Raw genomic sequence first — 22,074 nt, forward strand, 5'->3', positions numbered from 1 at the left:
GAACGCCGAGCGCACCGGGTGCGCGATCAGCCCAGGCGCGGGCTCAGGTTCTCCTCCCACACGTCCCAGCCCAGCCGCAGCACCAGCGCGCCGACGACGACGAGGAAGGCGACGCGGACGAAGCGGGCACCCCGGGTGGTGGCGGTCCGGGCCCCCAGGTAGCCGCCGACCATGTTGGCCGCGCCGAGCATGAGCCCCAGGCCCCAGAACACCGAGCCGTGCGGGACGAAGAACAGCAGCGCACCGAGGTTGGTGGCGCAGTTGACGATCTTGGCCTTGGCGCTGGCGGCCAGGAAGTCGTAGCCCAGGAGCGCCACCATCGCGAAGACCAGGAAGGAGCCGGTGCCGGGGCCCAGGATGCCGTCGTAGAAGCCGATGACCGCGCCGACCAGGGCGGCGATGCCGTGGTGCCGCCGGCCGGAGTGCCGCAGCGCGGTGACCTCGCCGAGCGAGGGGCGCAGCACGGTGAACGCCCCGACCGCCACCAGGGCCACGACGATCACCGGCTTGAACACGCTCGCCGGCAGCAGCGCGGCCAGCGAGGCGCCACCGAAGCTCCCGGCCAGGGCGATGCCGGCCATGGGCAGCGCGGTGCGCAGGTCGGGGTGCACGCGCCGGTAGTAGGTGATCGCGCTGGTCGTGGTGCCGGCGATCGAGCCGAGCTTGTTCGTGGCCAGCGCCTGCACGGGGCTCATGCCCGGTACCAGCAGCAGCGCGGGCAGCTGCACCAGCCCGCCGCCCCCGACGACGGCGTCGATGAACCCGGCGGCCAGCCCGGCGAGCAGCACCAGCGCGAGGGTGGTGCCGGTCAGCCCCTCCGGCAGGAGGTCGACCGCCAGCACGTCCGTCATCCCCTCCACCTCATCACGCCGCGCAGCGCCGGGCTCACCCGGCGTCCGCCCACGAGCGGACGACGGCGACGTCCAGCGGGAAGTCGACGGGGAAACCGCCGAACAGCAGCCGGCCGGCCTCGGCGGCCGCGAGCCGGACCTCCTCGGCGACGGCGTCGGCCAGGTGCTCCGGCGTGTGCACGAGCACCTCGTCGTGCAGGAAGAAGACCAGGTGCGGGCGGTCGCGCAGGTCGCCCTCGCCCAGCCGCCACAGCCGGTTGCGCAGGTCGGCCAGCCAGCACAGCGCCCACTCGGCGGCGGTGCCCTGGACGACGAAGTTGCGGGTGAACCGGCCCCAGGCGCGGCGGTGCCGGTCGGCGTCCCGGCCCGCCTGCTCCGGCGCCTCGCCCAGGTCGGCGCCCCGCTGCGCCCATGCACCGGTCGGCGCCGGGGAGCCCCGGCCGAGCAGCGTGCGCACCACCTCGCCCCGCTCCCCCGCGCGGGCCGCCTCCTCGACCAGCCCGATGGCCCGGGGGTAGCGGCGGGTGAGCCGCGGCATCATCCGGCCGCTCTCCCCGCGGGTGCCGCCGTACATCGCGCCGAGCATCCCGACCTTCGCCTCGGCGCGGCTGGCCACGGCGCCGGCGGTCACCATGCCCTCGTACAGGTCGGTGGCACGGGCCGCCTCGGCCATCGCGGCGTCCCCGCTCATGGCGGCGAGCACCCGCGGCTCCAGCTGGGCGACGTCGGCGACGACGAACCGCCAGCCCTCGTCGGCGACCGCCGCGGGCCGCACCTGCGCGGGCACCGACAGCGCGCCGCCGCCGTTGGACGCCCACCGGCCGGTGACCACGCCGCCGACCACGAACCACGAGCGGAACCGGCCCTCGCGCACCCAGGCGTCGAGCCACGCCCAGCCGTTGGCGGTCATGAGCCGGGCCAGCTTCTTGTACTCGAGCAGCGGGGCCACGACGGCGTGGTCGAGCTGCTCGAGCGTCCAGGAGCGGGTGTCCTCCACCGGCAGCCCGGCGGCCTGCAGCGCGCGGAGCAGCTCCGCGGGCGAGTCGGGGTTGAGCGCCGGCGCGCCGAGGGCGGCCCGGATCTCGCCGGCCAGCCGCTCCAGCACGGCGGGGCGCTGGCCGGCCACCGGCCGCGGCCCGAGCAGCCCGGTGAGGATGGCCTCGTGCACGTCCACCCGCCAGGGCAGGCCGGAGTGCGTCATCTCCGCGGCCACCAGCGCGCCCGAGGACTCCGCCGCCAGCAGCAGGGCCAGCCGCCCCCGCTCCGGTGAGGCGGCCACCGCCGCCTGCTGGCGGGCGTCCTCCGCGACCGCGTCCAGCCGGTCGGCCGGGTCGTCCAGCGGGAACAGCGCCGGGGCGTCGTCGGTGACCGGTTGCAGCGCGTCCCACGCCGCGGTCTCGTCGGCGGCCAGCAGCGACTGGTCGGCGAACGGCGACCGGCGCAGCAGGGCGTGGGTGAGCCGGAGATCGGTGCAGCGGGCCACGCGCACGCCCTGGCGGAGCAGCTCCGGGTACCAGCGGGTGGTGTCGTCCCACACCCAGCGCACCGGGCCGGTCTCGCGCCGGCCCACGAACCCGGCCAGCCCGGCCGCCGGCACCCGGGTGACGACGTCGCCCTCGCGCGCCTCGACGACGTCCCCGCCACGGCGCACGAGGACGATCCGGTTCACCCCGGCAGTGTCGCCGACGGGTCCGACACCGGCGCGGACGCCGACCGCTAGCGTCGCCGGGTGCGCATCAAGCCGGGCCGACCCGACCTCGCACCGCACGCCGGGCTGTTCGACGTCCCGGCGGCCGACGGCGGCCTCGCCGTCACCTTCCTGGGCGTCTCCACCCTGCTGCTCGACGACGGCGAGCACGCGGTCCTGACCGACGCCTTCTTCTCCCGGCCGTCGCTGCTGCGCGTCGGGCTGGGCCGGATCGCCCCCGACGGCGCCCGCATCGGCGCGGCCCTCGGGCGGCTCGGGCTGGACGGGCCGGGCTCCCGGCTGCGCGCCGTCGTGCCCGTGCACACGCACTTCGACCACGCCCTCGACTCCGCGGAGGTGGCCCGGCGCACCGGCGCGTTCGTCCTCGGCTCGGCGTCCGCCGCGCAGCTGGCCCGCGGGGCGCGGCTGCCCGAGGAGCGGATCCAGGTGGCGACGCCGGGCGTCCCGGTCGTGCACGGCTCGTTCACCCTGGAGCTGGTCGAGTCGGCGCACTGCCCGCCGGACCGCTACCCGGGGCGGATCACGGCGCCGGTCGTGCCGCCGGCGCGGGCCCGCGCCTACCGGTGCGGCGAGGCGTGGTCGGTGCTCGTCCGGCACTCGGGCGGGCGGACGGCGCTGGTGCAGGGCAGCGCCGGCTTCGTGCCGGGTGCGCTGGACGGGCGGGCGGCGGAGGTGGCCTACCTCGGGGTCGGCCAGCTCGGCCTGCAGGACGAGGGGTACACCCGGTCCTACTGGCGGGAGACGGTCGCGGCGGTCGGCGCCCGCGACGTCGTGCTGATCCACTGGGACGACTTCTTCCGGCCGCTGGACCGGCCGCTGCGCGCCCTCCCCTACGCCGGCGACGACCTCGACGTCACCCTGCGGGTGCTCGGCGAGCTGGCCCGGGCCGACGGCGTCGGGCTGCACCTGCCCGCGGTCTGGCGGCGCGAGGACCCCTGGGCCGTGCGCGGCTGAGCACGGCGCCGGGGCAGGATCGGACGGCGGACGAGGTGGTGCCCCACGGGCACCGGAGCAGAACGGGGAGTCGCATGCCGGGAGGCGGCCGCATCCAGCACGCCGGGCTCGCGCGGAAGGTGGTGCCTGCCGACGCGGCGGCGGCGCACGTGCGCCCCGGCGACACCGTCGGCATGAGCGGCTTCACCGGGGCCGGCTACCCCAAGGCGGTCCCGGAGGCCCTGGCCCGGCGGATCAGCTCGGCGCACGCCGCCGGAGAGCCCTTCCGGGTCAACGTGTGGACCGGCGCCTCCACCGCGCCGGAGCTGGACGGCGTCCTCGCGGCGGCCGACGGCGTCGACCTGCGGCTGCCCTACCAGTCCGACCCGGTCACCCGGCAGAAGATCAACGCCGGCGAGATGGACTACCTGGACGTGCACCTCTCGCACGTCGCGCAGCTGGCCTGGGAGGGGTTCCTCGGCCCGCTGGACGTCGCCGTCGTCGAGGTCAGCGGCATCACCCCCGACGGCTACCTCGTGCCGTCGTCGTCGCTGGGCAACAACAAGACCTGGCTGGACCGGGCCGACCGCATCGTGCTGGAGGTCAACTCCTGGCAGAGCGCGGACCTGGAAGGCATGCACGACGTCTACTACGGCACCGCGCTGCCGCCCGGGCGCCGGCCCATCCCCCTGACCGCGCCGGGCGACCGCATCGGCATCCCCTACCTGCGCTGCCCCCTGGACAAGGTGGTGGCCGTCGTCGAGACCGCCGCGCCCGACCGCAACACCACGCTGGCGCCGCCGGACGAGACGTCGCGGCGGATCTCGGGGCACCTGCTGGAGTTCCTGGAGCACGAGGTCGCGCGCGGCCGGCTGCCGGCGGACCTGCTGCCGCTGCAGTCCGGCGTGGGCAACGTGGCCAACGCCGTCCTGGCCGACCTCGGGGCCTCGCGCTTCCAGGGGCTGTCCGCGTTCACCGAGGTGATCCAGGACGGGATGCTCGACCTGCTGCGCTCCGGCACGGTGGCGATCGCGTCGGCGACCGCGTTCTCCCTCGGGCCGCAGGCGGCCGCCGAGTTCAACGCCGCCGCGGCCGAGTTCCGCGACCGGATCGTGCTGCGGCCGCAGGAGATGAGCAACCACCCGGAGCTGGTCCGCCGGCTGGGCGTGCTGGCGATGAACGGGATGATCGAGGCCGACATCTACGGCAACGTCAACTCCACCCACCTCATGGGCAGCCGCATCCAGAACGGCATCGGCGGGTCCGGCGACTTCGCGCGGAACGCGTACCTGTCCTTCTTCCTCAGCCCCTCGACGGCCAAGGGCGGCGCCATCTCGGCGATCCTGCCGATGGTGTCGCACATCGACCACACCGAGCACGACGTGCACGTGCTGGTCACCGAGCAGGGGCTGGCCGACCTTCGCGGGCTGCCGCCGCGCAAGCGGGCACGGGCGGTCATCGCGCACTGCGCCCACCCGGACTACCGGCCGCTCTTGGAGGACTACCTCGAGCGGGCGGACCGCGGCGCCTACGGCCGGCACACCCCGCACCTGCTGGGCGAGGCGCTGAGCTGGCACACCCGGTTCCTGGAGACGGGGACCATGCTGCCGGGCTGATCCGGCCGGTCAGGCGGGCTGGACCCCGAAGATCCCCGCGAGCCGCTCGATCTTGCGCGCCCGGCCCAGCCGCGGCAGGTCGCTGCCGTCGCGGATGACCTGGCCGCGCGCCTCGAAGTCGGCCAGGAAGTCCCGCGCCCAGGCGACGTCGGACGGCGCCGGGCTGATGACCTCGTTGATGACCGGCGCCTGCTCCATGTCGAGGCAGAGCTTGCCGGTCAGGCCGAGGGAGACGGTGACGGCGGTCTGCTCGCGCAGGATCGGGTGGCTGCTGTTCACCGTCGGACCGTCGATCGGGCCGGGCAGGCCGCCGATCCGGCTGGCCACCACCAGCCGGGAGCGCGGGTAGGACATGGCCAGCTCGTCGGCGCTGGTGCCGGTGTCGCGGCGGTAGTCACCGCTGCCGAACGCGAGCCGGAAGGCGCCGCGGGCCTGGGCGATCCGGACGGCCTCCTCGATGCCCAGCGCCGACTCCACCAGCGCGAGCACGGGCGTCGCGCCGCCGAGCCGGTCGAAGGTCTCGGTGACGTGCTCGGCCGCCTCGGTCTTGGCCAGCACCACGCCGAGCAGCCCCGGCAGGCCGGCCAGCGCCGAGACGTCGTCGGCCCAGTACGGGGTCGCGTGGTCGTTGATCCGCACCCACGCCGAGCGGTCCGGGCGGGACAGCCACTCGACCACGCCGGCCCGGGCGTCGGGCTTGCGCGCCGGGTCGACGGCGTCCTCGATGTCGAGCACCACCTGGTCGGCGCGCGACTCGTGCGCGACGTCGAAGAGCTCCGTGCGCGCACCGTTCACCAGCAGCCACGAGCGTGCGTCCTCGGGCCCGACCGTCCTCCGTCTTCCCACCCGGTCATCCTGCACCCCGTGCGGGAGCCGGATCATGCCCGGGTCCGACCAGCGGAAGTCAGCGCAGGCCGAGCACCGCCTGCGTCTGCGCCGCCATCCCGGCCTCACCCAGCGCGTTCGGGTGGACGATCACGGCGTTGGTGGTCTGCAGCACGGGCTCGACCCAGCGGACGCCGATCGGCTGGCAGGCGTCGCGGCCGTCGGACACCCGGCTCAGGTCGACGTAGGTGACGCCGGTCTGCCGGGCGGCCTGCGCGATGGAGTCGTTGAGCGTCTTCTGCAGGCTGCGCAGGTAGGGGACGTCGCCCTCGGCGATCGGCATCTTGTCGAAGCAGCCGCCGGTGGCCGGCAGGATCCAGGGGTAGCCGAGGATCGCCACGCGGGCCCGCGGCGCGGCGTTCCGGACGTCGCGCAGCGCCTGCACGAGCGCCGGGTAGGTGGTGCTGCGGACGGTGTCCTCGAACGAGGAGCCGTACCGGTCCTTGCACGGGCTGCCCTGCCCGAGGGTGCTCAGACCGGCGACGCCGCACTGCAGGATCGAGTTGATGAACACGCTGCTGTCGTTGCCGCCGATGGTCATCGTGACCAGCTGGGTGTCGCGGCTCAGCGCGGCCAGCTGCGGGGCGACGCCGGGGTGCTGCGCCCCGCGGTAGTCCCCGGTGTCCGCCGCCCCGCAGGTGACGTCGGTGAGCTGCGCTCCGATCGCCGCGGCGAGCACGTGCGGGTAGTTGCGGATGGAGCGCAGGCACTGGAGCGGCGCCGTCGGGTCCGGCGGCAGCACGCCGGAGGCGGCGCTGTAGGAGTCGCCCATCGCGACGTACCGGAGCGGGCCCTGCCCCGGGTGCTGCCCTCGTGGCCCCGCCTGCGCGGACGGGGCCACGAGGACCAGCGCGGTGAGGACGGCGAGCAGGCTGACGACGAGACGGCGCACGGGGCTCTCCTACGGCCGGGGACCTGTGGCAGGCACAACGGCCGGGAGAGCTGCGGGTTACGCGTCGTCACGGACATCGCGGTCCGCGGCGGTCAGTCCTCGGGCGTCGCCTCGTCGGAGTGCTGGCCGCCCCGGTGCCCCGGGCCCCAGCCGCCGCCCGGCCCGCGTCCGGGGAACTCCTGGTCCACCCGGTCGGACACCCGCTCCTCGACGTCGGCCAGCAGCTCGTCGGCCTCCTCCTGGGTCAGCCGGCCCTCCTCCACGGCCTCGGCGATGCGTTCCCGCTGGGCCTGCACGAGCGCCGCGACCAGGTCCTCCACCGCCACGCCCTGGTCCTCGGCCACCTGCGCGAGCGTCGCGCCGTCCTCCTGGAGGGCGGTTCGCAGCTCGTCCTCGGTCATCCCGAGCGCGTCGGCCGCGGCGCTCAGCCCCGGTCCGGGCCCCCAGCCGGGGCGGCCGCCGTGCCCGGCCACGCCTGCCTCGTCGAGGGTCTCGGCGACCGCATCGGCCTGGTCGCCGGTGAGCGTGCCGTCGTCGACCAGGCCGGTCAGGGCCTCCCTGATCCGCTCGATCCCGGACGTGCCGGTCCCGTCGTCGGCCAGGGCGGGGACCGCCACGGCCAGTCCGGACACCGTCAGGACGCCGGCGGTCACGCCGACGATCAGCTTCTTGCGCACGGGAGCTCCTCTCCTGGTCGGCACGCCCGACCCTCGCGGTCAGCGTCGCGGCCGTTCCTGTGGTGGGCCTGGCAGCGAGCCCGGGCGGAGCTGTGCATCCGCGGTGGGGACTCACAGCCGATCCCCAGGGAGCAGCCAGCCGGCTCGGAGGCGCGGTCGGCAGCGTGGCCGCATGGCGGACGCGAACTGGCTCTTCGACCCGGCGACGACGCACGACCTGGTGCTGGCCCACCGGCCCGAGCGCAGCGCACCGGTGGAGGCGGTGGTCTCCGACGTCGTCTGGGGCGAGGTGGTCCGGCTGCTGCGCTGGGCCTCGGCCGGCACCGGCGGCGCCCCCGAGCTGGAGGCCGGCGCGTGGTGGCGGCTGGCCGCCTCGTGCGCGGACCTGCTGCGCCGCCTCCCCGGGCTGAGCGCGGAGATCGCCCAGCCGTGGACGATGGAGCCGCCCGCCGCCGTGCCGGCCGGCCTGCCGCCCGCCGCCCGGGTCGCCCTGCTCACCGACCGGCTGGCCGCGCTGCTGCTGTCCGGCCGGCCGGTGCCGCTGCGCGCGCTGGCCACCGAGGTCGACGCGCTCGGGGAGGCCGCGATCCAGGCGCTGGCCGACCGTGCGCTGCACCCCGGGGGCGCCCCGTGAGCGCCCCTCGGCCCGCGCTCGGCCTGCTCCTCGCCGCCGCGCTCGCCGTCGTCGCGCGGCTGACCCTGACGCCCAGCGGCACCGGGTACGCCGTGGCCTCACCGGTCCAAGAGCTGCACTGGTACGCCGACGGCCTGTCGTCCCCGGCGACGGTGGTGCAGCTCCTGGGCAACCTGCTGCTGCTGGCCGTCCCCGCCTTCGCCGCGGTGCGCCTCTGGCCCCGGCTGGGCCGCCCGGTCCCGCTGGTGGCCGTCGCGCTGGCCGCCGGCGTCGCCATCGAGCTGGCCCAGTACGTCCTCCCCCTCGGGCGCGTCGTCTCCCCGCTGGACGCGCTGCTCAACGCGGCCGGCGCGGTGGCGGCGGGCGCGCTGGCGGCTCAGCGCAGGCGGACCGGACCGGCGTCGATCCGGGTGCGGAACAGGACGTAGGGCTTGCGCCGCTGGTCCTCACCGCCGCGGTACGTGGCCTGCCGGTACAGCTGGTTGGCGGTCACGTAGAGGAACCCGTCGACAGCGACGGACATCGTGTCGGGCCACAGCAGGCGGGGGTCGTGGACGACGGTCTCCCAGCTGCCGTCGGGCAGCCGGCGGTGGATGGCGTCGTGCTCGCCGTCGGTGACGTAGAGCCGTCCCTGGTCGTCGGTCTCCAGCCCGTCGCTGACGCAGCCCTTGTCGCCCTCGTCCCGGACGGTGGCCGCGACGGCGTCGTCGTCCTGGTCGCGGTCGACCAGGGCGTCCACCGAGACGCTGTACCAGCGGCGTCCGGCCAGCGGGCAGTAGTACAGCCGGTCGCCGTCGGCGGCGATCGCGATGCCGTCGGCGCCCATGGTCACCGGCGAGGTCTCCCCGTCGGGTGACCGCTCCAGGAACTCGACGCCCTCGACGACCATCCGCAGGTCCGGCGGGGTGGTCGCCTTGGTGCTCGGGTGCTCGTGCAGCCGCCGCCACGACTCGCCGGTCGCCAGGTCCACGACGATGATCCCGTTCGGGCCCTGGTCGGACGAGTCGGTGATGAAGGCCGTGCCCGCCTCCCCGCGGCGCAGGTCGAAGCGCACGTCGTTGAGGTAGGTCGTCGGCAGCGCCACGTCGGTCGGGAACAGGATGGTCTGCACGACCTGGTCGGTGGTCAGGTCGACGCGGACCAGCTTCGGGCCGCCGTGCTCCGTCGGCTGGAACATCGGGCTGCCGGTGTCGAGCACCCACAGCCGGTCGGCCGGGTCGACGACCACGCTCTGCACCGAGACGAAGCGCTCCGGGTCGGCGTCGGACCGGTTGTCGTTGAGCTCCTGGGACGGGAACGCGACCTCCCGCCCGTCGCGGAGCTCGCCCACCGTGAAGCCGACGTCGTCGCCCCACTTGGGATAGCAGACGAACACCCGCCCGGCGTGCGACACGGTGACGCCGGTGGGCATGGCACCGGTGAACTGGTGGACGACCTCCAGCCCCCCGATCGTCTCCTCGACCGCCAGCCGCATCGCCGCGGTCACCGGGACGTCCCACCGATCGGTGCCGCACCCGCGGTCGACCGGGCGGCGCCGAACGCGCGGGTGAAGTGCGTGGCAGCCTCCTGCTGGGCCTGCTCCGCCTCGTCCAGCACGGCCGCGGCGCCGAAGAACTCGTGCATGACGCCGGCGTAGTGGCGGTGCGTGGTGGGAACCCCGGCGGCCTCGAGGTCGCGGGCGAACTGCTGCCCCTGGCTGCGCAGCGGGTCGCGCTCGGCGGTGATGACCAGGGTGGGGGGCATGACCGCGAGCTGGTCGCGGGACCAGCCCAGGAGGTTCACGCGGGGGTCCTGCGCGCCGTCCGGAACGCCCTGGAAGGCGTGCATGGCCATCCAGCTGAGCAGGGCACGGTTGGCCGGCCGTGCGTCGGCGGCGTCCTCCATCGACTCCCCGAACTGCTCGCCGGTGGTCAGCGGGTACACGCACACGGCGGCGGCGGGCAGCTGCTCGCCGGCCTGCGCCAGCTGCAGCACGGTGGCGGCGGTCATCGTGCCGCCGACGGACTCGCCGCCGATGCCGATGCGCGTCGGGTCGCCGCCGAAGGAGGCGGCGTGCTGCTGCACCCACCGGTAGGCGGCCAGCACGTCGTCGTGCGAGGCCGGGAACACCGCCTCGGGGGCTCGCCGGTACTCGGGGCTGACGACGATCGCACCGGTCTTGTTGGTGAGGCCGCGGCACGAGGCGTCGTAGGTGTCGATGTCGAACAGCACCCAGCCGCCGCCGTGGATCCACGTGATCACCGGCAGCGGCTCCGCACCGGCGCCGGCCGGCGTGTAGACGCGCATGCGCATCTGCCCGCCGGCGGCATCGGGGATCACGAGGTCCTCGACCGAGCCGACCGCCTCCGGCCCCTCGATGCCCTGGTCGGCCATGACCTTCTTCACCGCGTCGTCCGGGCCGGGCTGCTTGCGCGCCTGGTCCGGCTCCAGGATCTCGAAGGGCAGTGGGCCCAGCGAGGAGTGCGCGTCGACGATGGCCTGGGCCTGGGGCGTCAGCAGGCCGGAGGGGTCGGTGGCCATCTCCTTCTGCTTGCCCGAGAGCAGGTCGCGCACGTGGTCCAGCGGCTTGGCGAGCATCCCGGCGATCCGCTCGGCGATGCCCTCGTCGGGGGCGTGCGGGTGCGGCCGGGTGGGCGCCATGCGCTTGGCGGCGAGGAACTGCTCGCCGAGCCGCGCCATCCGCTCTGCACCGGCCTTCTGCCGGAACTGCGGCAGCTCGTCGGTCTCCTCGTCGTCCACGTGGTGGCGGGTGACGGCGATGAGCTTGGACAGCGCGTCCTCGAACTCCGGCTGGCCGGGTTCCGTGCGGCCCAGGGTGACGAGGAGCTCCTTGATCTGCTGGTGCTCGTGCTCGGCGTCGTCGTGCTCGTCGGTCATGCCGATCTCGGGCCAGATCGGGTAGAGCACGGTCTCCTCGGCGAAGGCGTGCAGCGCGAGCTGGAAGGAGATCTGGTCCACCAGCACCCGCCGGTTGCCGCGGGCGGCCTCCAGGTACTGGAACTGGCGCTCCACGGCCGCGTGGTCGTCGGCGATCAGGTGGTCGACGTCGCCGGGCAGGGTCGGGTAGTCCAGGGCCACGCGCACTCCTCGGATCGGATTCGGGATCGGGCAAGGACCGCCTGCTCTCGACGATCGGCTGCCCGCGACCTACCCGCCGACCTCCCCGGTACACCCCCGGATCGATGCGTGTGCCAACCGGTCGGGGGTAGGGCGGGGACCCCGACCTCCCAGGAGGAAGCAGATGAAGGCCGTCGTCTACCGAGGCCCGAAGGACGTCGCGATCCAGGACGTGCCCGACCCGACCATCCAGTCCCCCACCGACGCCGTCATCCGCATCACGACGACGAACATCTGCGGGTCGGACCTGCACATGTACGAGGGCCGCACCGGCGTCGAGGAGGGCAAGGTCCTCGGCCACGAGAACATGGGGATCGTCGAGGCGGTGGGCCCCGGCGTCGACCGCATCCAGGTGGGCGACCGGGTCTCCGTCCCGTTCAACGTCGCCTGCGGCACCTGCCGCAACTGCACCCAGGGCTGGACGTCGTTCTGCCTGCGCGCCAACCCGACCGAGGGGATGGACGGCGCGGCCTACGGCTACGCGAACATGGGTCCGTACGACGGCGGTCAGGCCGAGTACCTGCGGGTGCCGTGGGCGGACTTCAACCTGCTGCGACTGCCGCCGGGCACCGAGCACGAGAACGACTTCACGATGCTGTCGGACATCTTCCCCACCGGCTGGCACGGCGTGGAGCTCTCCGGGCAGCAGCCCGGCGACCGGGTGGCCGTCTTCGGCGCAGGTCCGGTCGGGCTGATGGCGGCGCACAGCGCGCTGCTCCGCGGCGCTTCGGAGGTCTTCGTCGTCGACAAGGAGCCCGACCGGCTCCGGCTGGCCGGGAGCATCGGCGCCACCCCGGTCGACTTCTCCCAGGGCGACCCGGTCGAGCAGCTGATGGACGCCACCGGCGGGCGCGGGGTCGACCGCGGCGTCGAGGCGGTCGGCTACCAGGCCCACGACCCGTCCGGGCAGGAGCATCCCGAGCTGGTGCTCGACAACCTGGTCCAGGTCGTGCGCTCGACCGGCGGGATCGGCGTCGTCGGCGTGTACATGCCCCAGGACCCCGGCGCAGCCACCGACCTCGCCAAGGAAGGGCGCATCCCCTTCCAGTACGGCCAGTTCTTCACCAAGGGCCAGTCCATGGGAACCGGCCAGTGCCCGGTCAAGCGGTACAACCGGCAGCTGCGCGACCTGATCGTCACGGGCCGTGCCACGCCGTCGTTCATCGTCTCCCACGAACTCGGCCTCGAGCAGGCCGTCGAGGGCTACGACCGGTTCGACCGGCGCGAGGACGGCTGGACCAAGGTCCTCCTGCACCCGGCCGCCTGATCCCCGGCCGCCTGACCCCGGCCGCCCGATCCCCGGCCTGCCGGGGCGGCCGGTGGCGCCGGCCCCCGACGCAGCCGGTCCACGGCGGACGGGTGGCCGGTGCCGCAGGGGGTAGGGCCCGCTGGGCGGGTGTCCGCGATCGGACCAGCTCGACCGAACCTGCCGAGACCTCTGGAGGACACGTGAAGGCAGTGGTGTGGCACGGCGTCGGGGACATCCGGCTCGACGACGTCCCCGACCCGACCATCCAGGACCCGACCGACGCGATCGTCGAGATCACCGCGAGCGCGATCTGCGGCACCGACCTGCACTTCGTGCGCGGCACGATGAGCGGGATGGTCGAGGGCACGATCCTCGGGCACGAGGCGGTCGGCGTCGTCCGCGAGGTCGGCTCCGGCGTGCGCAACCTGCGCCCGGGCGACCGGGTGGTCATCCCCTCCACGATCGGCTGCGGTATGTGCTCGTACTGCCGGGCCGGCTACTACGCCCAGTGCGACAACGCCAACCCCAACGGGCCGGCAGCAGGTACCTGCTTCTTCGGCGGTCCGCAGACCACCGGGCCCGTCGACGGCCTGCAGGCCCAGTACGCCCGCATCCCGTACGCCAACGTGGGACCGGTGTGGCTGCCGGACGAGATCGGCGACGACGCGGCGATCATGCTGTCCGACATCTACCCGACCGCCTGGTTCGGCGCCCGGCTGGCCGAGGTCGGCCAGGGCGACACCGTGCTCGTCCTCGACGCCGGCCCGGTCGGCCAGTTCGCCGTCACCAGCGCCTTCCAGCAGGGCGCCGGACGCGTGCTCGTCGTCGACGGCATCGGCTCGCGGCTGGACCAGGCCCGTGCCCGAGGTGCCGAGGCGATCGACTTCAACGCCGAGGACCCGGTGGCCGTGGTCAAGGAGCTGACCGGGGGCATCGGGGTCGACCGGGTGATCGACGCCGTCGGCGTGGACGCGCAGCGGCCGAAGAGCGGGCCGGCGGCCGAGGCGGCCGAGCAGCAGGCAGGCCAGTTCGAGCAGGAGCGGTCGCGGGTGGCGCCCGCGCAGAACCCGCAGGGCGGCACCTGGGTGCCCGGCGACGCACCCAGCCAGTCGCTGCAGTGGGCGGTCGAGGCCGTGGCCAAGGCCGGCAGCATCGGCATCATCGGGGTCTACCCGCCGGAGATGACGAGCTTCCCGACCGGTGCGGCCATGAACAAGAACCTGACGGTGAAGATGGGCAACTGCAACCACCGCCGGTACCTCCCGCACCTGCTCGACCTGGTGCGCACGGGCGCCATCGACCCCTCGACGGTGCTGACCCAGGTCGATGACATGCCCTCGGTGCTCGACGCGTACGAGACCTTCGACCAGCGGCAGACCGGCTGGACGAAGGTGGTGCTGGACCCGTCCTGACCTCACCGGCGCGCCGGGCACCACGACGACGTCGTGCGTGCCCGGGAGCCGGGCGGTGGCACCCCGGCGCTATGCCGGACCGCCGGTCGCGGTCGACGGGGCCGAGCCGTCGCCGGGCGTCGTCGTCCCGTCGGGGCCGCCGGTCGGCGCGGTGCTCGAGGGGGTCGGCTCGCTGCCGGAGGGGGTCGCCGGCTCCGACGGGGCGGGCTCGGACGGCGCGGGCTCGGACGGCGCGGGCTCGGACGGCGCGGGCTCCGACGGCGCGGGCTCCGACGGCGGCGGATCGGACGGCGGCGGATCGGACGGCGCCGGGTCGGACGGCGCCGGGTCGGAACCCGACGGCGCGGCCGGTGGCTCCGGTGCGTTCCCGGGCAGGCCCTCGTCGGCTGCTGTGCCGCCCGCCGGATCGTCGGGGGCCTCGGGCGCCGCGCCGCCCGGAGCGGTGACGTCGTCGGCTCCGGCGCCGGCCCCGGTCGGCGCCGAGCGGTCCGGAGGCGCCACGGCGACGTGCAGCGTGACGGCGTCGCCGGGCGACAGCGGTGCCCCGACGGGGTCGAGGGCGGCCACGGCGCCGGGCGGGTGCGCGGTCGTGGTCCGGTCCAGCCGCTGGACGGCGAGCCCCAGGTTCGTCAGCTCGGCGGCGACCTGGTCGGCCGGCCGTCCGACGTGGTCGGCCGCGGTGAGGACGATCCCGCCCGGCTCCGGCGTCGCGGCGTCGGCGCTGCCGGACGGCGCGGACCCGTCGTCGGGCAGCCCGAGCACGGCTCCGACGGTACCCGCGCCCAGCAGCACCGCGACCAGGGCGGCCAGCACGAGCCACGTCCGCCGCGGGGTGCGCCGGTCCGCAGGACGCGGCCGCGGTGCGGGCGGCACGGAGATCGCTCTCGTCGGTGGCGGGTCCACCGGGGTCCGGCCGTCCAAGGTCCGGTCGATGGCGTCGAGGAACGCCGAGCCGTCCGGGATGCGGTTCTCCGGGTCCTTGGCGAGCGCGGCGTCGATGAGCTCTCGGACCTCGTCGGGCAGCTCCACGGGCAGCGGGTCGGGGTCCTGCTGCACCTGCTTGAGCGCGATGGTCACGGGGTTGTCGCCGTCGAAGGCGGCGTGGCCGGTCAGGCTCTCGTAGCCGACGAGTCCGAGCGCGTACACGTCGCTGGCCGGGCGGGGCGCCTCTCCGGAGGCCTGCTCGGGCGACATGTACTGCGGGGTGCCGATCACCTGGCCGGTGCGGGTGAGCGGGACGCTGGCCGCCGACCACGCGATGCCGAAGTCCGTCAGCTTCACCGTCCCGTCCCGCCGCACCAGGATGTTCGCCGGCTTCACGTCCCGGTGCACGACACCTGCCTGGTGCGCCTCGGCCAGCGCGGCGGCGGCCTGGCGGAGGACCGACAGGGCGGACTGCGTGCCCATCGGCCCCCCGTCGTGCAGCCGGGCGGAGAGCGGCTCGCCGTCCACCAGCTCCATGACCAGGTAGGCGATCCGCTCGCCGGTGGCTCGCGACGTCGTCTCCCCGTAGTCGTGCACGGCGGCGATGTTCGGGTGGCTGAGCGCCGCTGCGTGGGTGGCCTCGGCCCGGAAGCGTGCGGCGAAGCTCGGGTCGTCGGCGTACTCGCTGCGCAGGACCTTGATCGCGACCGGCCGGTCGAACCGGCTGTCCCTCCCCCGCCACACCTCGCCCATGCCGCCGGTGGCGATCAGGGAGTGGAGCTCGTAGCGGCCGCCCAGGACCTCGCGGTCGTGCTCGGCGATCGTCACCAGGAGGGGGTGCCCGCCGGCGGGGAGGGCTACACGCCGTACCGGCCGTTCGCGTTCCGCTCAGGGGTCGGTGGCGGGCCCGTGGCCGTGCACGAGCTGGAGCTGCCCGGATCCGTCCCGCCCGGGCTCCGCCGGGCCGGGCTCTGCCTCGCCGGGCTCTGACCCGCCGGGCTCTGACCCGCCGGCGCGCACAGGGGACCGCCACCGACAGCGCCGCGGCGGCGGCCAGCGGGTGGTCATCGCCGGCCCGGCTGAGCACCAGGTGGAACAGCCCCGGGATCGCTCCCCTCGGGCGGGGTCACGGCAGGCCGGCCAGGACCTTGTCCAGGGTCACCGGGAGATCGCGCACCCGGATGCCGGTGGCCCGGTGCACCGCGTTGACGACGGCGGCGGCGGTGCCGGTGATGCCGATCTCGCCGATGCCCTTGCTGCCCATCGCGTTGACGAAGGGGTCGTGCTCGTCGAGCCAGTGCGCCTGCACGTCGCCGACGTCGGCGTTGACCGTGACGTGGTACTCGGCGAGGTCGTGGTTGGCGACCTGGCCGATCCGCGGATCCCAGACGCTGTTCTCGTGCAGCGCCATCGACAGGCCCATCGTCATGCCGCCGATCAGCTGCGAGCGCGCCGTCCGCGGGTTCACGATCCGGCCGGCGGCGAACACGCCGTGGAGCCGGGGCACGCGCAGCTCACCGGTGTCGGCGTGCACCCGCACCTCGGCGAACTGGGCGCCGAAGGCGTACGCCGCGTGGTCCTCGTCCTTGGTGGCCTGGTCCACCGAGCCGGTCACCTCGTCGCCCTCGGCCGGTGAGCGGCCGAACTTCCCGCGGAACTCGCGGGCGGCGACGGTGATCGCCGACCCCCACGTGTTCGTCCCCGACGAGCCGCCGGCGACCGAGGCCACCGGGTAGCGGGTGTCGCCGATCCGCACCTCGACGTCGTCGACCGGCACGTCGAGGGCGTCGGCGGCGATCTGCGGCAGCACCGTCCAGGCGCCCGTGCCCAGGTCGGCGGCGCCGATCTCGACGACGTAGCGGCCCTGCTCGAAGCGGACCGCCGCGTCGGAGGTCGCCTGCCGCATCGTCGGGTACACCGACGACGCGACGCCGGTGCCGACCAGCCAGTCGCCGTCGCGGTGGCCCGGCGGAGGCCGGTCGGCCCAGCCGAACCGCTGCGCCCCCTCGCGCAGGCAGGCCACCAGGTTGCGGCTGGACCACGGCTTCCCGGTCTCGGGGTCGACGTCGGGCTCGTTGCGGATCCGCAGCTCCACCGGGTCGATGCCGAGCTCCTCGGCCAGCTCGTCGAGCGCCACCTCGGGGCCGAACATGCCCGGGCACTCCCCCGGCGCCCGGAACCAGGACGGGACCGGGACGTCCAGCGGGGCGACGCGGTGCGTCGTCCGGCGGTTCGGCGCGGCGTACATCATCCGGGTGGGCGCGCCGGTCTGCTCCGCGAACTCCTTGATCCGCGACGTCTGCTCGACGACGTCGATCGCGATGGCCTGCAGCCGGCCGGTGCGGTCGGCGGCCAGCTGCATCCGCTGGATCGTCGGCGTCCGGTAGCCGGCGAGGAAGAACATCTGCTGGCGGGTGAGCGCCAGCTTCACCGGGCGGCCGGGCAGGGCCCGTGCCGCGAGCACGGCGAGCATCACGTTGGCGTGCGGGGTCCCCTTGGACCCGAAGCCGCCCCCGACGTACGGGCAGACCACCCGCACCTGGTCCTGCTCGAGACCGAACACCTCGCACACCGCGGCGCGGTCGGGGTGCACGCCCTGGGTGGAGTCCCAGACGGTGAGCGGCACGTCGGCGGCGGGGTCCCAGAGGGCCGTCGTCGCGTGCGGTTCGAGCGGGTTGTTGTGCACCATCGCCGTCGAGTAGGTCCGCTCGACGGTCGCGTGCGCCGTGGCCATCGCCGCGGCGACGTCGCCCTCCGCGGTGTCGGTCTCGTGCCCGGCGTTGACCTGCTCGGGTGCGTACAGGTCTGGGTGGTCGACGGTCAGCTCGCTGTCGTGCTCCTGCTCGGCGTAGGTCACGACGACGGCGTCGGCCGCCTGGCGGGCCACCTCGGAGGTCTCGGCGAGCACGACGCCGACCAGCTGCCCGCGGAAGGCGACCTCGGCGGACTGGAGGACGGCGTACTCGCGGTCCTCGGTGGAGGCCAGCCGCTCGGCGTTCTCGTGGGTGAGCACGGCCAGCACGCCGTCGAGCGCCTCGGCGGCGGAGGTGTCGACGGCGGTGATCCGGCCGCGGGCGACCGTCGCCTGCACGGGGTGCGCGTAGGCCGGGTGCGCCACCGGCGTCTCGGCGGCGTAGGTGGCGGTGCCGCGCACCTTCGCCTCGCCGTCGCGGCGGACCAGCGCCTGACCGATGGCGCGCGGATCGAGCAGTTCGGTCACGTCAGGCCTCCAGGTCGCGCAGGGTGGCGACGGCGGTGCGGGTGACGAGCGGGATCTTGAACCCGTTGCCGCCGTCGATGCCCGGCTGCGGCTGGGCTGCGGTCAGCTCCACCTCCACCGCGTGGCGGACGGCGTGCTCGGTGAGCTCGCCGCCGCGTAGCAGCTCCTCCGCGCGCGTGGCCCGCCAGGGCTTGTGCGCCACGCCGCCGAGGGCGATGCGGACGTCCTTCCCGGCGACCACGGCCGCGACCGACACCAGCGCGAAGGCGTAGGACGCGCGGTCGCGGACCTTGCGGTACGCCGAGCGGGCGCCGGCCGGTAGCGGGGGCAGGTCGATGGCGGTGATCAGCTCGCCGTGCTCCAGCACCGTGTCGCGGGAGGGGTCGTCGCCGGGCAGCCGGTGCAGCTCGCCGAACGGGACGGTGCGCTCGCCGGCCGGGCCGACCACGTGCACCACCGCGTCCAGCGCAGCGAGGGCGATCGCCATGTCCGACGGGTGGGTGGCGATGCAGGTCTCCGGCGCGGACGGGTCGGGCATCGCCGAGGGGACGCCCAGGATCGCGTGGTAGCGGGTGTAGCCGTTCACCGCCGAGCAGCCGCTGCCCGGTTCCCGCTTGTTGCACGGCGTCGTGACGTCCTGGAAGTACACGCACCGGGTGCGCTGCAGCGGGTTGCCACCGGTGGTGGCCAGGTTGCGCAGCTGGCCGGTCGCGCCGGCCAGCAGCGCCTGGGCGAGCACCGGGTAGCGCTCGCGCACCCGCCGGTCGGCGGCGAGCTCGCTGTTGGTGACGGCGGCGCCGACGCGCAGGCCGCCGTCCTCGGTGTCCAGCACCTCCCGGGAGGTCAGCCGCCGGACGTCGACGACCAGCTCGGGCCGGGCGACGCCCAGGCGCAGGTGGTCGACGAGGTTGGTGCCGCCGGCGAGGAAGACGGCGCCGGGCTCCGCGGCCACGTCGCGGACCGCCTCGGCGACGCTGCCCGGGCGGGCGAAGGCGAAGTCCTTCATGCCTGAGCTCCCCCGGCCTGCTGCACCGCCGGGACGATGTTGACGTAGGCGGCGCAGCGGCAGAGGTTGCCGCTCATCCGCTCGGCGACCTCGTCGTGGCTCAGCTCGGGGTCGGCGGTCAGGTCGGGGCTGGCGTGGCTGGGCCAGCCGCGCCGCACCTCCTCCAGCACGCCGACGGCGGAGCAGACCTGCCCCGGCGTGCAGTAGCCGCACTGGAAGGCGTCCCGGTCGAGGAACGCCTGCTGCACCGGGTGCAGCTCGCCGTCGGCGGCCAGGCCGTCGGCGGTGGTGATCTCGGCGCCGTCGTGCGCGACGGCCAGCGCGAGGCAGGTCAGCGCCCGGTCGCCGTCGAGGAGGACGGTGCACGCGCCGCACTGGCCGTGGTCGCAGCCCTTCTTCGGGCTGGTGTTGCCGATCCGTTCGCGCAGCGCGTCCAGGAGCGAGGTCCTGGTGTCGACCCGCACCCGGTGCTCCGTGCCGTCGACGGTCAGCGTCACCTCGGCGTCCATGGGTGGCGCGGTGCCCTGTCCCGGGGGTGCGGCAAACGCGCCTCCGGATCAGCCGCCGATGGAACCGGTCCGGGTCAGCTCCTCCGCGACGTCGCGCAGCTTGCGGTTGCTGTCCTGGCTGACCCGCGACAGGAGCGCGAACGCCTGCTCCGCCGGGATCTTGAACCGCTCCATGAGGATGCCCTTGGCCTGGCCGATGAGGTCGCGGCCGGCCAGGGCGACGTGCAGGTGCTCCAGCTGCCGCGCGTCCGCGACGGCCACGGCGGCGTGCGAGACGAACAGCAGACCGACCGTCTCCGACTCGTCGTCGAACGCCGACGGCCGGGAGGAGAGCATGTTGAGGGCGCCCAGATTGGCGCCGTGCACGAACAGCCGGAGGCACAGCAGGCTGACCACGTCGATCTCGTGCGCCCGGCGCCCCAGCTCCGGCCACCGCCCGTCGCCCGGGAGGTCGTCGACGCGGACGACCTCCTGCTCGAAGACCGCGTCGAGGCAGGGACCTTGCTCCACCTCGTCGTGGAGCTCGTCGAGCTTCCGCGCCCGGTTCCCGGTGGCGGCTGCCGAGACGACGTGGGTGCGCTCCTCGGTGAAGGTGATCGTCGCCGCCTCCGCCCCCGGCACCAGCGCGACGGCGGCGTGCACCAGGTGGTCCATGACCTGCTGGGGGCCGCTCAGCTCCTGCATGTCGCGAGCCGCGGCGGCCAGCCGCCGCGCGAGGTCGTCCTCGTTCTCGCTCGCGCCGGCGTTCTGCTCCGACGGCTGATTGGGGCTGCGGGTGTCGCCGCTGGTCATGCCCCACCTTCGCACGGCGCCCGGCCCGGCAGCGCCGCGCCGGCACGTCCGGGCACACTGGGGCGGTGACCGCCCCCTCGCCCCCCGGTCCGGCGCGCGGCGTCGTCCGCCTGCTCAACACCTCCGGCGGGCGGGTGCTCTGCCTGGCCGGCGACGTCGACCCGGCCGTCGTCGCCGCCTTCGTCTCCCGGTACGGCCGGGAGCCGGCCCGCGTCGAGCGGATCGACGCCGCGTCGGTCACCGCGCTCTCGCAGGACGGGCTGGAGCTGCTGCGCGAGCACCTCGCCGCGGCCGAGCTGTCGGGCCGGCCGGTGCCGGTGCGTTGCTCGCCGGTCGTCGACGCGTTCCTGCGGGTGCCCGCGTGACGGCGCCGGACGACCGCCCGGCGGGGGTCAACTGGGCGGGCAACCTCGCCTACCGCGCCGCCCGGCTGCACCGCCCGGCGAGCCTGGAGCAGGTGCAGGAGATCGTCGCGGCCGCGCCGCGGGTGCGCGTGCTGGGCTCGCGGCACTCCTTCAACGAGATCGCCGACTCCGCCGAGCTGATCTCCCTCGAGGCGGTGCACGCCGAGTCGGCCTTCCCGGCGGCCATCGACGTCGACCTCGCGGCGGGCACCGTCTCGCTCAGCGGCGGCGTCAAGTACGGCGAGCTGGCCGAGGTGCTGCGCGACGAGGGCGCGGCCCTGCACAACCTGGCCTCGCTCCCCCACATCTCGGTGGCCGGTGCGGTGGCCACGGCCACCCACGGGTCCGGCGTCGGCAACGGCAACCTGGCGACGGCGGTCTCCGCGCTGGAGCTGGTGCGCTCCGACGGCGAGGTGCTGCGGGTGCGGCGCGGAGACCCCGACTTCGACGGGATGGTGGTCAACCTCGGCGCCCTCGGCGTCGTCACCCGGCTGAGCCTGGACGTCGAGCCGGCCTACGAGGTGTCGCAGCGGGTCTTCGAGCACCTGCCGTGGACGGCTCTGGACGAGCACTTCGACGAGATCGTGTCCGCCGGGTACAGCGTCAGCCTGTTCACGCTGTGGGGCGAGGACGTCGAGATGGTGTGGGTGAAGTCCCGCACCGACCGGCCCTCGTCCCTGGGCGACGACCTGTTCGGCGCGGCCGCCGCGACGACGGAGCTGAACCCGGTCATCGGCCTGGACCCGACGCCGTGCACGCCGCAGCTGGGCCGGCCGGGTCTGTGGTCGGACCGGATGCCGCACTTCCGCATGGGGTTCACGCCCAGCGCCGGGGAGGAGCTGCAGGCCGAGTACCTGGTGCCGGCCCGGTCCGCCGTCGAGGCGCTGCGCGCGGTGCGCTCGCTCGGCGACCGGATCCGGCCGCTGCTGCTCACCTGCGAGATCCGCACGGTCGCCGCCGACGAGCTCTGGATGAGCACCGCCCACGGCGAGCCGACCGTGGCGGTCCACTTCACCTGGCGGCCGGCGCAGGACGAGGTGCTGGCCGTGCTCGCCGAGCTGGAGCGGGCGCTCGAGCCGTTCGCGCCGCGCCCGCACTGGGGCAAGCTGTTCTGCGCCGGCGGCGCGGAGCTGGCCGGCCGGTACGAGCGGCACGCGGACTTCGTCGGGCTGGTCGAGCGGCTCGATCCGCGCGGCGCCTTCCGCAACGACTGGTTCGAGGCGACGGTCCTGGACGGCTGACCTG

General features: G+C 74.9%; 21 protein-coding genes. 9 read left to right on the top strand and 12 right to left on the bottom strand.

What is annotated here, in order from left to right; all coding sequences use genetic code 11:
- Window positions 1–26: 26 nt before the first annotated feature.
- Both DQ241_RS11060 and DQ241_RS11065 read right to left on the bottom strand, forming a co-directional pair.
- Window positions 27–851, bottom strand: a complete 825-nt coding sequence (locus tag DQ241_RS11060) for a TSUP family transporter (protein ID WP_113830221.1) — start codon at window positions 849–851, stop codon at window positions 27–29.
- A 34-nt stretch (window positions 852–885) separates the two neighbouring features.
- The gene (locus tag DQ241_RS11065) at window positions 886–2,520 is read right to left on the bottom strand and encodes a bifunctional 3'-5' exonuclease/DNA polymerase (RefSeq protein ID WP_113830222.1); all 1,635 of its coding nucleotides are present in this window, start codon (window positions 2,518–2,520) and stop codon (window positions 886–888) included.
- 60 nt (window positions 2,521–2,580) lie between these two features.
- On the opposite strand from DQ241_RS11065, the gene DQ241_RS11070 reads away from it, so the two are divergent.
- Entirely contained in the window at window positions 2,581–3,513 is a 933-nt protein-coding gene (locus DQ241_RS11070; RefSeq protein WP_113830223.1) for an MBL fold metallo-hydrolase, read from the top strand.
- A gap of 74 nt (window positions 3,514–3,587) precedes the next feature.
- Window positions 3,588–5,108, top strand: a complete 1,521-nt coding sequence (locus tag DQ241_RS11075; RefSeq protein ID WP_113830224.1) for an acetyl-CoA hydrolase/transferase family protein — start codon at window positions 3,588–3,590, stop codon at window positions 5,106–5,108.
- Between the two features lie 9 nt (window positions 5,109–5,117).
- Here the strand turns inward: DQ241_RS11075 and DQ241_RS11080 are convergent, their stop codons facing one another.
- The 3 genes from DQ241_RS11080 to DQ241_RS11090 form a co-directional block, all read right to left on the bottom strand.
- A complete protein-coding gene (locus DQ241_RS11080) occupies window positions 5,118–5,954 on the bottom strand; it encodes a CoA ester lyase (protein WP_233492368.1) in 837 nt (278 codons plus the stop codon).
- A 58-nt stretch (window positions 5,955–6,012) separates the two neighbouring features.
- Window positions 6,013–6,885, bottom strand: coding sequence for an SGNH/GDSL hydrolase family protein (locus DQ241_RS11085; protein ID WP_113830226.1), 873 nt, complete (start codon window positions 6,883–6,885; stop codon window positions 6,013–6,015).
- Window positions 6,886–6,977: 92 nt separating this feature from the next.
- A complete protein-coding gene (locus DQ241_RS11090) occupies window positions 6,978–7,562 on the bottom strand; it encodes a hypothetical protein (RefSeq protein ID WP_113830227.1) in 585 nt (194 codons plus the stop codon).
- 172 nt (window positions 7,563–7,734) lie between these two features.
- Here DQ241_RS11090 and DQ241_RS11095 point away from each other — a divergent pair, with 172 nt between their 5' ends.
- Together DQ241_RS11095 and DQ241_RS11100 are read left to right on the top strand one after the other, a co-directional pair.
- Entirely contained in the window at window positions 7,735–8,196 is a 462-nt protein-coding gene (locus DQ241_RS11095; protein ID WP_113830228.1) for a hypothetical protein, read from the top strand.
- Window positions 8,193–8,624 carry a VanZ family protein gene (locus tag DQ241_RS11100; protein ID WP_113830229.1) on the top strand — a complete coding sequence of 144 codons (432 nt, stop codon included), beginning with the start codon at window positions 8,193–8,195 and terminating at the stop codon, window positions 8,622–8,624. Before DQ241_RS11095 ends, DQ241_RS11100 begins: the two co-directional genes overlap by 4 nt.
- Here the strand turns inward: DQ241_RS11100 and DQ241_RS11105 are convergent.
- A complete protein-coding gene (locus DQ241_RS11105; RefSeq protein WP_233492369.1) occupies window positions 8,573–9,682 on the bottom strand; it encodes a major royal jelly family protein in 1,110 nt (369 codons plus the stop codon). The genes DQ241_RS11100 and DQ241_RS11105 overlap by 52 nt on opposite strands.
- Window positions 9,679–11,274: an alpha/beta hydrolase fold domain-containing protein gene (locus DQ241_RS11110; protein ID WP_113830230.1), complete on the bottom strand. Its 1,596-nt coding sequence runs from the start codon at window positions 11,272–11,274 to the stop codon at window positions 9,679–9,681. The genes DQ241_RS11105 and DQ241_RS11110 overlap by 4 nt, the downstream gene beginning before the upstream one ends.
- Window positions 11,275–11,437: 163 nt before the next feature.
- On the opposite strand from DQ241_RS11110, the gene DQ241_RS11115 reads away from it, so the two are divergent.
- Together DQ241_RS11115 and DQ241_RS11120 are read left to right on the top strand one after the other, a co-directional pair.
- Window positions 11,438–12,580, top strand: a complete 1,143-nt coding sequence (locus DQ241_RS11115) for a glutathione-independent formaldehyde dehydrogenase (RefSeq protein WP_113830231.1) — start codon at window positions 11,438–11,440, stop codon at window positions 12,578–12,580.
- A 182-nt stretch (window positions 12,581–12,762) separates the two neighbouring features.
- Window positions 12,763–13,974, top strand: coding sequence for a zinc-dependent alcohol dehydrogenase (locus tag DQ241_RS11120; RefSeq protein WP_113830232.1), 1,212 nt, complete (start codon window positions 12,763–12,765; stop codon window positions 13,972–13,974).
- A 69-nt stretch (window positions 13,975–14,043) separates the two neighbouring features.
- Here the strand turns inward: DQ241_RS11120 and DQ241_RS11125 are convergent, their stop codons facing one another.
- Window positions 14,044–15,726: a serine/threonine-protein kinase gene (locus DQ241_RS11125; protein ID WP_233492370.1), complete on the bottom strand. Its 1,683-nt coding sequence runs from the start codon at window positions 15,724–15,726 to the stop codon at window positions 14,044–14,046.
- 9 nt (window positions 15,727–15,735) lie between these two features.
- Here DQ241_RS11125 and DQ241_RS20390 point away from each other — a divergent pair, with 9 nt between their 5' ends.
- Entirely contained in the window at window positions 15,736–15,888 is a 153-nt protein-coding gene (locus tag DQ241_RS20390) for a hypothetical protein (protein WP_158545916.1), read from the top strand.
- Window positions 15,889–16,024: 136 nt separating this feature from the next.
- On the opposite strand, the gene DQ241_RS11130 is transcribed toward DQ241_RS20390, so the two are convergent.
- From DQ241_RS11130 to DQ241_RS11145, 4 genes are read right to left on the bottom strand one after another with little or no spacing between them, the layout of a single operon-like run.
- A complete protein-coding gene (locus tag DQ241_RS11130) occupies window positions 16,025–18,118 on the bottom strand; it encodes a xanthine dehydrogenase family protein molybdopterin-binding subunit (protein WP_113830233.1) in 2,094 nt (697 codons plus the stop codon).
- Window position 18,119: 1 nt separating this feature from the next.
- A complete protein-coding gene (locus DQ241_RS11135; protein WP_113830234.1) occupies window positions 18,120–19,124 on the bottom strand; it encodes a xanthine dehydrogenase family protein subunit M in 1,005 nt (334 codons plus the stop codon).
- Entirely contained in the window at window positions 19,121–19,633 is a 513-nt protein-coding gene (locus DQ241_RS11140; RefSeq protein WP_113830235.1) for a 2Fe-2S iron-sulfur cluster-binding protein, read from the bottom strand. Before DQ241_RS11140 ends, DQ241_RS11135 begins: the two co-directional genes overlap by 4 nt.
- Window positions 19,634–19,681: 48 nt before the next feature.
- Window positions 19,682–20,425 carry a GAF and ANTAR domain-containing protein gene (locus DQ241_RS11145; protein ID WP_113830236.1) on the bottom strand — a complete coding sequence of 248 codons (744 nt, stop codon included), beginning with the start codon at window positions 20,423–20,425 and terminating at the stop codon, window positions 19,682–19,684.
- Window positions 20,426–20,490: 65 nt separating this feature from the next.
- Here DQ241_RS11145 and DQ241_RS11150 point away from each other — a divergent pair, with 65 nt between their 5' ends.
- Entirely contained in the window at window positions 20,491–20,790 is a 300-nt protein-coding gene (locus tag DQ241_RS11150) for a hypothetical protein (RefSeq protein ID WP_113830237.1), read from the top strand.
- Window positions 20,787–22,070: a D-arabinono-1,4-lactone oxidase gene (locus DQ241_RS11155; protein WP_113830238.1), complete on the top strand. Its 1,284-nt coding sequence runs from the start codon at window positions 20,787–20,789 to the stop codon at window positions 22,068–22,070. Before DQ241_RS11150 ends, DQ241_RS11155 begins: the two co-directional genes overlap by 4 nt.
- Window positions 22,071–22,074 lie beyond the last annotated feature (4 nt).

This window comes from Blastococcus sp. TF02A-30 (assembly GCF_003319185.1).
GTDB lineage: Bacteria > Actinomycetota > Actinomycetes > Mycobacteriales > Geodermatophilaceae > Blastococcus.

Excerpts from the sequence above, each read along its gene's own strand:
- DQ241_RS11060 (WP_113830221.1), bottom strand. The coding sequence starts at position 851 with ATGACGGACGTGCTGGCGGTCGACCTCCTGCCGGAGGGGCTGACCGGC.
- DQ241_RS11075 (WP_113830224.1), top strand. The coding sequence starts at position 3,588 with ATGCCGGGAGGCGGCCGCATCCAGCACGCCGGGCTCGCGCGGAAGGTG.
- DQ241_RS11095 (WP_113830228.1), top strand. The coding sequence starts at position 7,735 with ATGGCGGACGCGAACTGGCTCTTCGACCCGGCGACGACGCACGACCTG.
- DQ241_RS11115 (WP_113830231.1), top strand. The coding sequence starts at position 11,438 with ATGAAGGCCGTCGTCTACCGAGGCCCGAAGGACGTCGCGATCCAGGAC.
- DQ241_RS11135 (WP_113830234.1), bottom strand. The coding sequence starts at position 19,124 with ATGAAGGACTTCGCCTTCGCCCGCCCGGGCAGCGTCGCCGAGGCGGTC.
- DQ241_RS11140 (WP_113830235.1), bottom strand. The coding sequence starts at position 19,633 with ATGGACGCCGAGGTGACGCTGACCGTCGACGGCACGGAGCACCGGGTG.
- DQ241_RS11145 (WP_113830236.1), bottom strand. The coding sequence starts at position 20,425 with ATGACCAGCGGCGACACCCGCAGCCCCAATCAGCCGTCGGAGCAGAAC.